The sequence below is a fragment of the Pseudoalteromonas rhizosphaerae genome (assembly GCF_902498845.1).
Lineage (GTDB): Bacteria > Pseudomonadota > Gammaproteobacteria > Enterobacterales > Alteromonadaceae > Pseudoalteromonas > Pseudoalteromonas rhizosphaerae.
In genome coordinates this window covers 139087-153056 of record NZ_CABVLM010000013.1, presented here as the reverse complement: position 1 = coordinate 153056, position 13970 = coordinate 139087, and the positions used below count along the sequence as shown (strand labels likewise).

The 13970-nt window shown below is 39.4% G+C and carries 12 protein-coding genes and 1 rRNA gene; 7 read left to right on the top strand and 6 right to left on the bottom strand.

Annotated features, from left to right (window positions below; all coding sequences use genetic code 11):
- The first annotated feature begins 5 nt into the window (after positions 1 to 5).
- The 4 genes from rrf (at position 6) to adk (ending at position 4006) form a co-directional block, all read left to right on the top strand.
- Positions 6 to 120: ribosomal RNA gene (gene rrf, locus PSR9079_RS18580) — 5S ribosomal RNA — on the top strand.
- 298 nt (positions 121 to 418) lie between these two features.
- The gene (locus PSR9079_RS18575) at positions 419 to 1132 is read left to right on the top strand and encodes an RluA family pseudouridine synthase (protein WP_149982785.1); all 714 of its coding nucleotides are present in this window, start codon (positions 419 to 421) and stop codon (positions 1130 to 1132) included.
- A 135-nt stretch (positions 1133 to 1267) separates the two neighbouring features.
- Positions 1268 to 3181: a molecular chaperone HtpG gene (gene htpG, locus PSR9079_RS18570; protein ID WP_149982784.1), complete on the top strand. Its 1914-nt coding sequence runs from the start codon at positions 1268 to 1270 to the stop codon at positions 3179 to 3181.
- Between the two features lie 180 nt (positions 3182 to 3361).
- A complete protein-coding gene (gene adk / locus PSR9079_RS18565; RefSeq protein WP_149982783.1) occupies positions 3362 to 4006 on the top strand; it encodes an adenylate kinase in 645 nt (214 codons plus the stop codon).
- Positions 4007 to 4066: 60 nt separating this feature from the next.
- Here the strand turns inward: adk and tpx are convergent, their stop codons facing one another.
- Positions 4067 to 4648, bottom strand: coding sequence for a thiol peroxidase (gene tpx, locus PSR9079_RS18560; RefSeq protein ID WP_149982782.1), 582 nt, complete (start codon positions 4646 to 4648; stop codon positions 4067 to 4069).
- Between the two features lie 173 nt (positions 4649 to 4821).
- Here tpx and PSR9079_RS18555 point away from each other — a divergent pair, with 173 nt between their 5' ends.
- Both PSR9079_RS18555 and PSR9079_RS18550 read left to right on the top strand, forming a co-directional pair.
- A complete protein-coding gene (locus PSR9079_RS18555; protein ID WP_149982781.1) occupies positions 4822 to 5826 on the top strand; it encodes a response regulator in 1005 nt (334 codons plus the stop codon).
- A 4-nt stretch (positions 5827 to 5830) separates the two neighbouring features.
- Positions 5831 to 6796 carry a sensor domain-containing diguanylate cyclase gene (locus tag PSR9079_RS18550; protein WP_149982780.1) on the top strand — a complete coding sequence of 322 codons (966 nt, stop codon included), beginning with the start codon at positions 5831 to 5833 and terminating at the stop codon, positions 6794 to 6796.
- A gap of 128 nt (positions 6797 to 6924) precedes the next feature.
- On the opposite strand, the gene PSR9079_RS18545 is transcribed toward PSR9079_RS18550, so the two are convergent.
- The 5 genes from PSR9079_RS18545 to PSR9079_RS18525 form a co-directional block, all read right to left on the bottom strand.
- The gene (locus PSR9079_RS18545; protein WP_149982779.1) at positions 6925 to 7806 is read right to left on the bottom strand and encodes a universal stress protein; all 882 of its coding nucleotides are present in this window, start codon (positions 7804 to 7806) and stop codon (positions 6925 to 6927) included.
- Between the two features lie 5 nt (positions 7807 to 7811).
- Positions 7812 to 9326 (bottom strand): SpoVR family protein, encoded by a 1515-nt coding sequence (locus tag PSR9079_RS18540; RefSeq protein WP_149982778.1) that lies wholly within the window; start codon positions 9324 to 9326, stop codon positions 7812 to 7814.
- A 21-nt stretch (positions 9327 to 9347) separates the two neighbouring features.
- Positions 9348 to 10631, bottom strand: coding sequence for a YeaH/YhbH family protein (locus tag PSR9079_RS18535; RefSeq protein WP_145242150.1), 1284 nt, complete (start codon positions 10629 to 10631; stop codon positions 9348 to 9350).
- A gap of 30 nt (positions 10632 to 10661) precedes the next feature.
- A complete protein-coding gene (locus tag PSR9079_RS18530; protein ID WP_149982777.1) occupies positions 10662 to 12584 on the bottom strand; it encodes a PrkA family serine protein kinase in 1923 nt (640 codons plus the stop codon).
- Positions 12585 to 12763: 179 nt separating this feature from the next.
- The gene (locus PSR9079_RS18525) at positions 12764 to 13345 is read right to left on the bottom strand and encodes a superoxide dismutase (protein ID WP_145242146.1); all 582 of its coding nucleotides are present in this window, start codon (positions 13343 to 13345) and stop codon (positions 12764 to 12766) included.
- 276 nt (positions 13346 to 13621) lie between these two features.
- On the opposite strand from PSR9079_RS18525, the gene PSR9079_RS18520 reads away from it, so the two are divergent.
- Positions 13622 to 13960: a Grx4 family monothiol glutaredoxin gene (locus tag PSR9079_RS18520; RefSeq protein WP_064665960.1), complete on the top strand. Its 339-nt coding sequence runs from the start codon at positions 13622 to 13624 to the stop codon at positions 13958 to 13960.
- Positions 13961 to 13970: the final 10 nt, after the last annotated feature.

The window sequence follows — 13970 nt, the reverse complement described above, 5'->3', positions numbered from 1 at the left end:
ATTTGCTTGGTAACAATAGCGTTTTGGACCCACCTGACCCCATGCCGAACTCAGTAGTGAAACGAAACAGCGCCGATGATAGTGTAGCATTTGCTATGTGAAAGTAGGACATTGCCAGGCTCCAAATTGAGAAAGCCGCTTCAGAAATGAAGCGGCTTTTTTACGTCTGTAGGAAAGTGAAATAGTAGCGAGTTAGCGAGAGTAAAGCTAGCGAGCCGCACTGTGTCAACCTATACACCGTAGCGTGGGTTGAGTATCTGACACCCACGGATAAAAGAACGCCACGATTAAGCCAGAGCTTTTTCTTTCACATATTTAAATAAGCTTTAAAATAGTGCAATAAGAACTTTTCGTACTCATCGCTAAATTCTAGCGCTAATTATTTTGGTTTATGTACTAAATCACAGTAAGGAATTAAATGTCTGATTGTAGTTTGAAACCTAAGATTATTGTTGATGACTTTATTGCATCGATTTGCTATGAGTATGTGGAAATTTTATATAAAGACGATGATATTTTATTGATCAATAAACCCAGTGGTTTACTGAGTTTATCTGGTAAAAATCCGGCCAATTGGGATTCTGTGCATTATCGTTTAGTGAATGGGCAGCCAGGTCTGACTGCCGCATTTCCGACAGCTAAATTGCCGCATCGGTTAGATTATGGTACTTCAGGTATTATGATTGTAGGCCTTAACCCTGAATCAACTAAGCAGCTTAATAAGCAATTTCAAGCTGGGACAATTAAAAAGCACTATATAGCTATCTTGGATGGCTGGTTATTAAATGACGTAGGTCAAATAAACGCTGCAATAGTCAAAGATAAATTACTCTTTCCATTAGTTAAAATTTGTAATGTGACGGGTAAGTCTGCCGTCAGTGACTATTTAGTATTACAGCGCTTAACATCACCGCCGCGTACTTTAGTGCAATTTACCCCTGTGACGGGGCGTACACATCAATTACGTATTCACAGTCAGAGCATTGGGCACCCAATTATTGGCTGTGATCTGTATAAAAACCAACATAGCCAACAACTGGCTGAGCGCTTACAATTACATGCCAGCGATCTGTTTTTTGTACACCCTCGAAGCTCCAAGCAAACGCACCTACATTGCCCACAGCCATTTTGATTGTAAGAAAAAATAACTTAACTTCCGTGTTTATCTTGCTATAGCTTACTTTTTTGCTCTTTTGACTTGAAGTTAACAAACCGCGCCCCATATTAAGTGCATAACGCAGACACTTTGCAAATTGGAGATATATAAATGACTGCAGCACAAAAAGAAACATTAGGCTTTCAAACAGAAGTTAAACAACTATTAAACTTAATGATTCACTCACTTTATTCTAATAAAGAAATTTTCTTACGTGAGCTTGTGTCAAATGCCTCAGACGCGGCTGATAAATTACGCTTTTTAGCACTTTCAAATGGTGAACTATACCAAGGTGACGCAGACTTACGTGTACGTATCAGTGCCGATAAAGAAAAAAATACTGTCACTATTTCAGATAACGGTATTGGTATGACCCGTGATGAAGTGATCAGCTCGTTAGGTACGATTGCTAAATCGGGCACCGCTGAGTTCTTCAAAAACTTAACTGGCGACCAAAGTAAAGATTCACAACTAATTGGTCAATTCGGTGTTGGTTTTTACTCTGCATTTATCGTTGCAGACTTAGTAACTGTTCGTACTCGCAAAGCTGGTGAAGAAAAAGGCGTTGAGTGGCAATCACAAGGTGAGGGCGAATACACCCTAGAAGAAATTGAAAAAGCAGGCCGTGGTACTGAAATTACTTTACATCTTCGTGAAGATGAAAAAGAGTTTGCTGATGAATGGCGCCTACGTAGTATTGTAACTAAGTACTCGGATCATATTTCAACACCAGTACAAATGTACAAAGCCGAAGTGCCTGAGTCAGAAGGTGAAGATGGCGAGAAAATTCCAGCCGTACCTGGTGAGTGGGAAAGTATTAACCGCGCCACAGCAATGTGGACGCGTGATAAATCAGAGCTATCTGATGAAGAATATAAAGAATTTTATAAGCATGTAAGCCATGATTGGGAAGATCCACTGAGCTGGGCTCACAACAAAGTTGAAGGTAAAACTGAATACACAAGCTTACTGTATATTCCTAAAAAAGCACCATTTGATTTATGGAATCGTGACCGTCAAAGTGGCTTAAAGCTGTATGTACAACGTGTATTTGTAATGGATGATGCTGAGCAATTTATGCCTAGCTACTTACGTTTTGTGAAAGGTTTACTTGATTCAAACGATTTACCACTAAACGTATCTCGTGAAATCTTACAAGATAACAAAGTTACGCAAGCAATCCGTAAGGGCTGTACGTCACGTACTTTAAAATTGCTTGAGCGTATGGCGAAAAATAAAGCCGACGATTACCAAGTATTTTGGAATGAATTTGGTCAAGTGATCAAAGAAGGTCCAGCTGAAGATGCAGCGAATAAAGAAGCGATTGCTAAGTTACTGCGTTTCTCATCAACACACACTGATGAAGAAGCACAAAACGTTTCATTAGAGCAATACGTTGAGCGTATGAATGAAGGCCAAGACGCGATTTACTACGTTGTTGCAGATTCATTCACTGCGGCGAAAAGCTCTCCACACCTAGAGATCTTCCGTAAGAAAGGTATCGAAGTACTGTTGATGAGTGACCGTGTTGATGAGTGGATGATGAGCCACTTAACCGAGTTTGCTGAAAAACCATTTAAGTCAATTACCCGTGGTGATCTAGACTTAGGTAACCTTGATGACGAAGAGACCAAAAAAGCGCAAGAAGAGTCTGAAAAAGAAGTTGCAGGCTTAGTTGAGCGCATCAAAACGGCCCTTGGCGATAATGTTAAAGATGTACGCTTTACACATCGTTTGACTGATTCACCAGCCTGTGTGGTCGCTGATGACAACGACATGAGCTCACAAATGCAAAAGCTAATGGAGTCAGTTGGTCAAGCTGCCCCTGAAGCAAAACCAATTTTTGAGCTTAACCCTGAGCACCAACTTGTGAAGCATTTAAATGTTGAACAAGACGAAGATAAATTTGCTCAGTGGTCACATGTACTGCTTGATCAAGCCTTGCTTGCAGAGCGCGGTACATTAAAAGATCCTGCAGGTTTTGTGACTCGCTTAAATAAATTAATGTTAGATTTGAGCAAGTAATTACTCAAAAACTAACATTTTAATAAAAAGGGAACTTCGGTTCCCTTTTTTTATGATCTCAACGTAGTCAATTGGTATAAGTTGCTTGAGTATCGGCGGCGCTTATGGAAGAATTCAGGCTTTATAATAAATCATACTGATATGCTTTTTGTAAGATCAGTATCAAACGAGGACAATGATATGCGCATTATTCTTTTGGGCGCGCCGGGTGCAGGTAAAGGCACTCAAGCTCAGTTTTTGATGGATAAGTACGGTATTCCACAAATTTCTACTGGTGATATGTTACGTGCTGCAATTAAAGAAGGCACACCACTGGGTCTTGAAGCGAAAAAAGTAATGGATGCAGGTCAGTTAATTTCTGATGACATCATCATAGGTCTTGTTAAAGAGCGTATTACTAAAGCTGATTGTGAAAAAGGTTTTTTACTAGACGGTTTCCCACGTACCATCCCACAAGCTGATGCAATGAAAGAAAATGGCGTAGTTGTTGATCACGTTATTGAGTTTGATGTGGCTGATGAAATTATTGTTGACCGCATGGGAGGACGTCGCGTTCATCCTGGTTCCGGCCGTGTTTATCACGTAGTTTACAATCCGCCAAAAGTGGAAGGTAAAGACGACGTAACAGGTGAAGATCTGATCATACGTGCTGATGACACAGAAGAAACAGTACGTAAACGTTTAGGTATTTACCATGAGCAAACAATGCCATTGGTTGATTATTACCAAGCGGAAGCTAAAGCGGGTAATACGCAGTATCATCGTTTAGACGGTACCCAAGCTGTTGAAGCTGTTAATCAGCAACTTGCTGAATTATTGGGTTGATAATTCAATCAATAAAAAAACCGCCGATTGGCGGTTTTTTTATGACTGTTATTTGCAAGATTACAACGCGGTTAAAGCACTTATAACAGGGTCATATTTTGGTTCAGTTGATAAATCGGCTACCAACTGTTTATAAACAATTTTATGACTTGCATCTAATACGAACACAGCACGGGTAAGTAATCCCATATCTTTAATGATCAAACCATAGTTTTGACCAAAGTCACGCCATACTGAATCAGATAAGGCAGTAATTTTATCTATGTTCTCGGCTTTGCAAAAACGTTTTTGTGCAAACGGTAAATCAGCACTAATGGTGAGCATGGCTATATTTGGAAATTGCGATGCAACCTTTTCGTTAAAATGCTTGGTTTGAATGCTACAAACACCAGTATCTAGACTTGGAACAACGCTGATTAAAACGGCTTTACCTTGGTAATCGGCTAAAGTAATTGGCGTGAATGAGCCATCAACCACTTTAAAGTCTGGTGCTTTATCGCCTAGTTTTACACCTTGTCCTAATAAAGTGATTGGCTTAGATTGTGCTGATACTTTTCCCGCATCAAGCGTATTTTCGGTCATATCGGCGGCAAAAGCCATTGAACAAAAGGCACTTAAAGCAAAAGTGAGTGAACGGAGCATAAGGTATTTCCTTTAGAGTTAACGCAATTAGGCTGAGTGTATTATAATCATTCATGGACACCAAGAGTTTAATGCAATTTAAAATTGTAATGCATGGTTACATTGATTAACATAAAGCAGTGGTAAATGTTTACATTTTTAATAATAAAAATAAAAGCAATCAGAGAGAGACTATGTCAACATCGGTACTAATTTGTGATGATTCTAAGCTTGCGCGCCGTCAGTTAGCTCGTTCGTTGCCCGATGATTGGGATATTAAAGTTGAGTTTGCTGAAGATGGCGTGCATTGTATTGAGCAAATTAAAGCGTTAAGCCCGGAAATCTTATTCCTCGATTTAAATATGCCGCAAATGGATGGCTACGAAGTACTGCAAGCAATTCAAGAGCAAAACTTGGATATACTAACCGTTGTTGTCTCTGGCGATATTCAGCCGAATGCGCATCAACGGGTGCTCGAACTTGGCGCGATAGACTTTATTCAAAAACCATGTGATGCCCAAAAGCTTGCCGACATTATCGAACACCATGGAATTAAAGATAAAGCAATGCGCGAGCGGCTCTCACACCGCTTAGGTGAGCAAGTTGACCCAGATGTTAGGGATATATACCAAGAGCTGACTAACGTGGCAATGGGTCAGGCTGGAGACTTATTAGCACGGCTATTAAATGTATTTGTTGAACTGCCTATTCCTAATGTCAATATTCTCGAAGTTAATGAACTTGATATGGCGCTGCGCTCAATTGATGCTAATGCAACAACCTCAGGCGTATGCCAAGGTTTTATTGGTGGTGGTGTATCCGGTGAGGCATTGTTGCTTCTAAATGATTCTAGCTTTAAAGAAATTGCGTCCTTGATGAACTATCAAGGGGAGCTCAATAAGAAAATTGAGCTGGAGTTATTAATGGATATTAGTAATATCCTGATTGGTGCAATCTTAACTGGATTATCTCGCCAATTAGACATGACCTTTAGCCAAGGACACCCGGTGGTGTTAGGGCAACATTGTGATGTGTCTGATTTAGTTAAAGCAAACAAATCACGCTGGCAACGTACTCTGGCAATAGAAATTAGCTATGGTATTGAGAACCACAATATTAACTGTGACTTGATGCTGTTATTTACCGAAGACTCACTAAAAACTTTGAAATACAAAGTTGCTTACCTATTAGAAGACTAACATTATGCCTGCTGCTGATTTTAATATGAATGAAATCCATTGGTTAATGGATATGTTTAATACCGTAGATGTTGGTTTAGTGGTGTTAGATAGAGACTATAAAGTGTGTATTTGGAATGGTTTTATGGAAAACCATTCGGGTATGTTACCCAGCGCAGTAAAAGATAAAGATTTATTTGATTTATTTCCATCAATTGATGAAAAGTGGTTTCGCAGTAAGTCAGAGTCTGTGTTTATTTTGAAAAATCGCTCATTTACTATTTGGGAACAGCAGCCATACATTTTCCGCTTTAAAAATTACCGTCCAATCACGGGTAAAGCAGACCATATGTTTCAAAATGCTACATTTATTCCTCTGTCAAATACGATGGGAGAAGTTGGCCATATTTGTATCATTCTTTATGATGTAACTGATATGGCGGTGAATAAAAAAGAGCTCGAAGAAGTAAATCGTAAACTTGAACAAATGAGTCAAACAGACGCACTAACAAAATTGACTAATCGAGGTCATTGGGAAGATACCCTACGCAAAGAATTTCTTAGGATCAAACGCAGTGGTGGCATAAGTACTTTATTGATGTTTGATATCGATCACTTTAAAAAAGTAAATGATGAACATGGCCATCGTTGTGGCGATGAAGCACTGCGTAACATTGCTGATTTACTGCGTAAAACATTGCGTGAAACAGACATTGCAGGTCGTTATGGCGGCGAAGAATTTGCGGTAACGCTGTTGGACACGGATCGCAAAGGTGCTGATATATTTGCTGAGCGTTTGCGTAGTTTAATTGAAAATTCATCTTTTTACTTTGGCGAACAACAAATTAAAATGACGGTAAGTGTTGGTTTTGCCTGTTTTCAAGATGAATTTGAGCGCTATGAAAAATGGATTGAAGCGGCGGATAAAGCTCTTTACTTTTCAAAAGAAAATGGCAGAAACTGTATCACGGCGTATAAAGATTTGAGTTAATCTTGATGAGTATAAAAAGCCTTTAAGGCACAATAGTAAAAGGTTTAACTAGCCAAACTAGGTTGCTTTTAATAGGCATAAAAAATGACGCAAAATGCGTCATTTTTTATATTATCACTAGCAATTATCTAACATTCAGGAGGTAAAATAAGCAAGTCTGTTTTTAGTAACCGCATAACTTTTTCAGCGGTATTGCCAATTAACTTACCTTTTATACCTATGTTGCCTACTGAGCCCATGATCACAAGACCTGCATTAAGCTTAGCTGCGATACTTGGGATCACTTGCTCGGCTAAGCCCGCTTTTATGTGAAGGTTATTTTTAAGATCGTGCTCAAGAATTAAATTACGTTGAATGACAGGTAGTTTCTCAAAAGCATTCAGTACTTGTTCGTCTGAAAATACGATGCCTAAGTCTCTTAAAATTGGGGAAACATGAACGGTATAACAAGTATAAAACTGACAGTCATAATGCTTGGAATACGCTAAACCAGTTTCAATCATATCTTTGTTTAGTTTGTATTTAGTGGCTTTTTCGCTACCTAAATCAAGTGCAGCTAACACATTGGTGTTATTGCGCCAAGTATTATCCGCAGCTAAATAAAGTGGTAGCGGGGTAAAGCGGATCAACTGCCAGTCAAGTTCACTAAATTGACAATGTTCGTCAATATGGCGCGTTTTTATCACCATCTCATAATTTTCAAAGTCACTCTCATTGGCTAACCATTGCTCAGGTGCCTCATGCCAAATAATATTTAATGAATAATCTGATTCTGACAATTCGCTTTCAAGTAGTGGTACTAATTCTTTTTTGAGAGTAGCCAACCTTGTTTCTTGAATTACTTGCAATTGTTCAGCTGGCGGCGAGAACAAAATATTACCTGCACTTTCATAGGCAAAGGCGACAATATCAATATGTTTTTGCTTACCAATTGCTTTGTGTTTCGCGTGCAAAATAGCAGTACGTGCAAATTCTACTGAATCAATTAGTACGAGAAGCTTTTTATCCATTCTATTCACTCTGTTGTATGGCGTGAATCATCTGATGGACATTGCCCGAGTATATTCAATTCGCCAGAGGTTGACTCTTGTTCCAGTTTTACCTTAAAGCCCCATAGTCTGTAAAGGTGTTTTAATACCTCATGGTGAGACTTTGCCAGTGGAATATCTTGATGTGGCACGTAGCGCAAGGTTAAAGAGCGATCACCTCTAATATCAACATCATAGATCTGAATGTTGGGTTCGTGATTACTGAGATTATATTGTGCTGAGAGCGCAGTCCGTACCGCGTGATAGCCGCTTTCATCGTGGATCGCACCAACTTGTAGATTCGGATCTTTTTCATGATCGATAATAGTGAATAATTTAAAGTCACGAATAAGTTTGGGTGATAAAAATTGACTAATAAAACTTTCGTCTTTAAAGTTTTCCATTGCAAAGTGCAGCGTATCTAACCAGTTGCTCCCGGCATATTCTGGAAACCACTGTTTATCTTCTTCGGTAGGGTTTTCACAAATACGGCGGATATCCACCATCATATTAAAACCCAGCGCATAAGGGTTAATACCCGAATAATAATTACTATTGTAAGGGGGCTGAAACACAACATTAGTATGACTTTGTAAAAACTCTAACATGAATGAGTCAGTGAGTTTCCCTTCATCATATAAGTGATTCAAAATAGTATAATGCCAAAACGTTGCCCAGCCTTCATTCATTACTTGGGTTTGCTTTTGAGGATAAAAATATTGTGAGATTTTACGCACAATACGAATTATTTCTCGTTGCCAAGATTCCAGTAATGGCGCGTTTTTTTCTATAAAATACAAAATATTTTCTTGTGGCTCTGAAGGAAAATGACGCTCGTGTTTTTTAGTTTCCTGTTGATGTGAAGGTATTGTGCGCCAAAGTTCGTTCACTTGTGATTGTAAGTAATCTTCGCGCTCTTGTTGGCGTTTTTGTTCTTCAAATAAAGATATTTGCTGTGGGCGTTTATAACGATCGACACCGTAATTCATAAGTGCATGGCATGAATCAAGTAGGTTTTCGACTTCATCAATGCCATGTTTTTCTTCGCAACGAGCAATATAATTTTTTGCAAATAATAGGTAGTCAATAATAGAGCTGGCATCAGTCCATGTTTTAAATAAATAATTACCTTTAAAAAACGAGTTGTGCCCGTAGCAAGCGTGCGCCATCACTAAAGCCTGCATTGGAAGGGTATTTTCTTCCATTAAATAAGCAATACAAGGATTCGAGTTTATGACAATTTCATAAGCCAATCCCATTTGTCCGCGTTTGTAGTTTTGCTCAGTTTGAATAAATTTTTTACCATAAGACCAGTGACTATAGCCAATAGGCATACCAACACTGGAATAGGCATCCATCATTTGTTCTGCGGTGATCACTTCAATCTGATTAGGATAAGTATCGAGGCGATAATGTTCAGCAACCCGCGCAATTTCGTCTTGGTATTGTTGTAGTAATTCAAATGTCCAATCTGGCCCATCACTCATTCGTTTATTGGTCATATAAATACCTCGCTGTACAGCCTAGGCTGCCCCTTGGTGTTGACGACTCTTCTTGAATAACTCACGGAAAATAGGGTAAATATCTTCAACATTGCGTATATGTTGAATAGCAAAGTTATTATGAGTTTGACAAATATTTTGATACTCACGCCATAGGCTCTGATGGGCGCGGGTAGTGATCTCAATATAAGCGTAATAGCGAATGGTACTGAGCAACTTGTTGCGTAAGATCTCTGAGCATTGGGGAGAGTCATCTGCCCAATTGTCGCCATCAGAGGCTTGTGCTGCATACACATTCCACTCGCCAGCGTTATAACGCTCGGTAATTATCTCATTCATTAACTTCAGTGCGCTGGAGACAATTGTGCCGCCAGTTTCTTGGGAATAGAAAAACTCCTGTTCGTCGACCTCTTTGGCTTGGGTATGATGGCGAATATACACCACTTCAATGTCTTTATAACTGCGGGTCAAAAATTGATAAAGCAAAATATAAAAACGTTTTGCCATATCTTTGGTTGCTTGATCCATCGAGCCCGACACATCCATAATACAAAACATCACCGCTTTACTAGTTGGATGAGGCTGTTTTTCATAGTTACGAAAGCGCAAATCGTAATTATCAATAAAGGGCACTGCACTGATGCGTTTTTGTAATGCGGCGATTTCTTGCTCCATTAATGCAATAGCAGCTATATCAGGTTCAGGCTCAGCCATTAATAGGCAAAGCTGTGCTTCAAGCTCTGCTAATTGACGCTTTTTACCCGCGCTCATCGCAACACGCCTTGCAAGTGAGCCCTGAAGTGAACGCACAATATCAATATTACTCGGCATACCATCACTACAAAAACCAGCACGATGAGTTTTCATTTGCACGAGTTTGTCTAACTGGTTTTGCTGTAAATTTGGCAGTTCTAAGTCTTCAAACAGTAAGTCTAGATACTCATCTTTAGAAATCGAGAAGACAAAGTCATCTTCTCCTTCACCAGAGTCACTCGCTTCACCTTCGCCGGCTCCACCACCTTGGCCACCTTGCGGGCGTTTAATTTTATCACCGGTTGAGAACTGATCGTTACCAGGATGAATTTGTTCTCTATCGCCCCCTTTACCTTGATGGAAAGTAGGTTCACTTATATCCCGTTGCGGGATCGAAATACTCTCACCGCTACTGGAGTCAGTGACACTGCGTTTATTTATTGCATCTGACACCGCTTCTTTGATCTGTTTTTTATAGCGCCTGATAAAGCGTTGACGATTTAACGTGCTCTTATTCTTACCGTTCAGGCGACGGTCTATAAAATGCGCCATAAAGACCCCCTAAAAATACACAGCTGCGTGTTATTGCGATTTACGCACGCGTAAATACCACTCTGATAACAAACGAACTTGCTTTTGGGTATATCCTTTTTCCACCATACGATTGACAAAATCTTCATGTTTTTTCTGATCTTCTGCGGATGTTTTCGCATTGAAGGAAATAACGGGTAATAGTTCTTCAGTATTGGAGAACATTTTTTTCTCAATCACAGTGCGCAGTTTTTCATAGCTGGTCCACAATGGATTTTTACCATTGTTGTGCGCCCGTGCACGCAATACAAAATTAACGATTTCGTTACGGAAATCTTTTGGATTTGAAATGCCTGCTGGTTTTTCAATTTTTTCAAGTTCGGCATTTAATGCTTCGCGGTTGAATAGCTGGCCGGTATCAGGGTCGCGATACTCTTGGTCTTGGATCCAAAAATCAGCATAAGTGACATAGCGGTCAAAAATGTTTTGCCCGTACTCAGAGTAAGACTCTAAATAAGCTGTTTGCAGTTCTTTACCAATAAACTCAACATACTGCGGGATTAAATAGCCTTTCAAGTGGCTTAAGTAGCGTTCTTCAACGTCGGCAGAGAATTGCTCTCGTTCAATTTGTTGCTCTAATACATAAAATAAATGCACTGGGTTTGCCGCTACCTCAAGTGTGTCAAAGTTAAACACGCGCGATAAAATTTTAAATGCAAACCGAGTTGATAGTCCGGTCATGCCTTCATCTACACCGGCATAATCTCGATACTCTTGATACGATTTAGCTTTAGGATCGGTGTCTTTCAAGCTTTCGCCGTCATATACCCGCATTTTTGAGTAGATACTAGAGTTTTCTGGATCTTTTAGCCGTGATAGCGTGGTAAATTTTGCCAATGTTTCCAGTGTGCCTGGCGCGCAAGGAGCATTATATAATTCACTATGTTCCAATAGCTTGTCGTAGATTTTTACCTCTTCAGATGCACGTAAACAATACGGCACTTTGACGATGTAAACACGGTCTAAAAAGGCTTCATTGTTCTTGTTGTTTTTAAAGGTCTGCCATTCTGATTCGTTTGAATGAGCCAAAATCATGCCATTAAAGGGCAGTGCACTAATACCTTCGGTGCCATTATAATTTCCCTCTTGCGTGGCTGTTAAAAGCGGATGCAATACTTTGATTGGCGCTTTAAACATCTCAACAAATTCCATTAAACCTTGATTTGCAAGACATAATGAACCGGAATAAGCATAAGCATCAGCATCGTTTTGAGCAAAATGTTCTAGTTTGCGAATATCAACTTTACCGACTAAAGCGGAAATATCTTGGTTGTTTTCATCCCCAGGTTCAGTTTTTGCAATAGCAATTTGATTTAAAATAGAGGGGTAGCGTTTTACCACTTTAAACTGGCTAATATCACCATTAAATTCAGATAAGCGCTTAGTGGCCCATGGTGACATAATAGTTTTTAAGTAACGGGGCTTTATTCCGTATTCTTTTGCCATCAGCTCAGCATCTTCATTAGGATCAAAAAGCGCCAACGGGTGGTCATTGACCGGTGAGCCTTTAATTGAGTAAATAGGCACTTGTTGCATTAAATATTTTAGCTTTTCGGCAATCGATGATTTACCACCGCCAACAGGTCCAAGTAGATAAAGCACTTGTTTACATTCTTCAAGGCCTTGCGCGGCATGTTTTAGGTAAGAAACGATTTGTTCAATCGCATCCTCCATACCGTAAAAATCATTAAAGGCAGGGTAACGTGCTACTACTCTGTTTGAAAATAATCGACTTAACCGTGCATCCTTTGAAGTATCGATCATTTTTGGCTCACCAATGGCCGCTAATAATCGCTCTGGTGCGCTGGCATAAGCCGATTTATCAGTTTTACAAATCTCTAAGAACTCAGCGATACTATACTCTTCTTCTTGTGCCGCTTCGTATCGTGCTTGGTAATGCTCAAAAATACTCATGGAAACCTCCGAAAAACCTGCTTAAACTAGGTGCTTACAAATTAAAAAAGAAGCAAAGGTTATTTAAAGCTTAGTCACGAATTTGATTTTTTGTGCAATAAAATTAAAAATTTATGTTAGAAAACAAAAAAGACGCCGGAGCGTCTTTTAAATTGGGCTTGCTCAGAACGAGCAATCAATTATGCGAAGTTAGCGTTCGCGAATTCCCAGTTAACAAGCGACCAGAATGCTTTTAAGTAGTCTGGACGAACGTTACGGAAATCAATGTAGTAAGCATGTTCCCACAGGTCCACAGTCAGGATCGGTGTTACACCGTCTTGAGTTAGTGGCGTTGCTGCGTTAGAAGTATTAACGATGTCTAAAGAACCATCAGCTAATTTAACTAACCATGTCCAGCTTGAACCAAAGTTGTTTACTGCTTTATCATCAAAAGCTGCTTGGAATGCTTCAAAAGAACCCCATTTAGCATTGATAGCATCTGCAACAGCGCCTGTTGCTTCGCCACCGCCATTTGGAGATAGGCTGTTCCAGTAAAAAGTATGGTTCCAGATCTGTGCTGCATTGTTAAATACGCCACCTTCAGAAGAACATACGATTTCTTCAAGTGATTTACCTTCAAATTCAGTACCTGGGATTAAACCGTTAAGTTTAGTCACATAAGTGTTGTGGTGCTTGCCGTGGTGAAACTCTAATGTTTCTTGTGAAATATGTGGCTCAAGTGCATTAATTGCATATGGTAGTGACGGTAGTTCAAATGCCATTTTTTATCTCCATCTTCTTTTGGTTGATAGTTCAAATAGTAATAGTTAATGCCTGTTCAAACAGGGTAGTTACCTATACCAAATGAGATTATAGTGTTACTATAATTGTTGAGTATTTTACTCAAGTTTTAGCAAACAGCAATGCCAAACAGCAGTGCAAATGCAAGACTATTTCGATTGCGGCTTTATTTGCCCACTTTAAGATACATATATGAGGCTTAATGAAAATTTTTCAAGCCTTAATATGTTCAGCTATCGTCACTTTTGAGGTTGTAGATGGAAACCATTGATAAAATTAAACAGCAGATTTCTGAAAATCCAATTATCCTTTATATGAAAGGATCGCCTAAATTACCAAATTGTGGTTTTTCTTCACAAGCATCTCAAGCATTAATGTCATGCGGTGAACCGTTTGCCTATGTTGATATTTTACTAAATCCTGATATCCGAGCTGAATTACCAGCATATGCCAATTGGCCAACATTTCCACAACTGTGGGTTGATGGCGAATTAATTGGTGGTTGTGACATTATCATTGAAATGTTTCAACGTGGTGAATTACAACCACTGATCACCGAAACAGCAGCTAAATATAAAGAAGCTGACGCTGAGTAACGTTTATCAG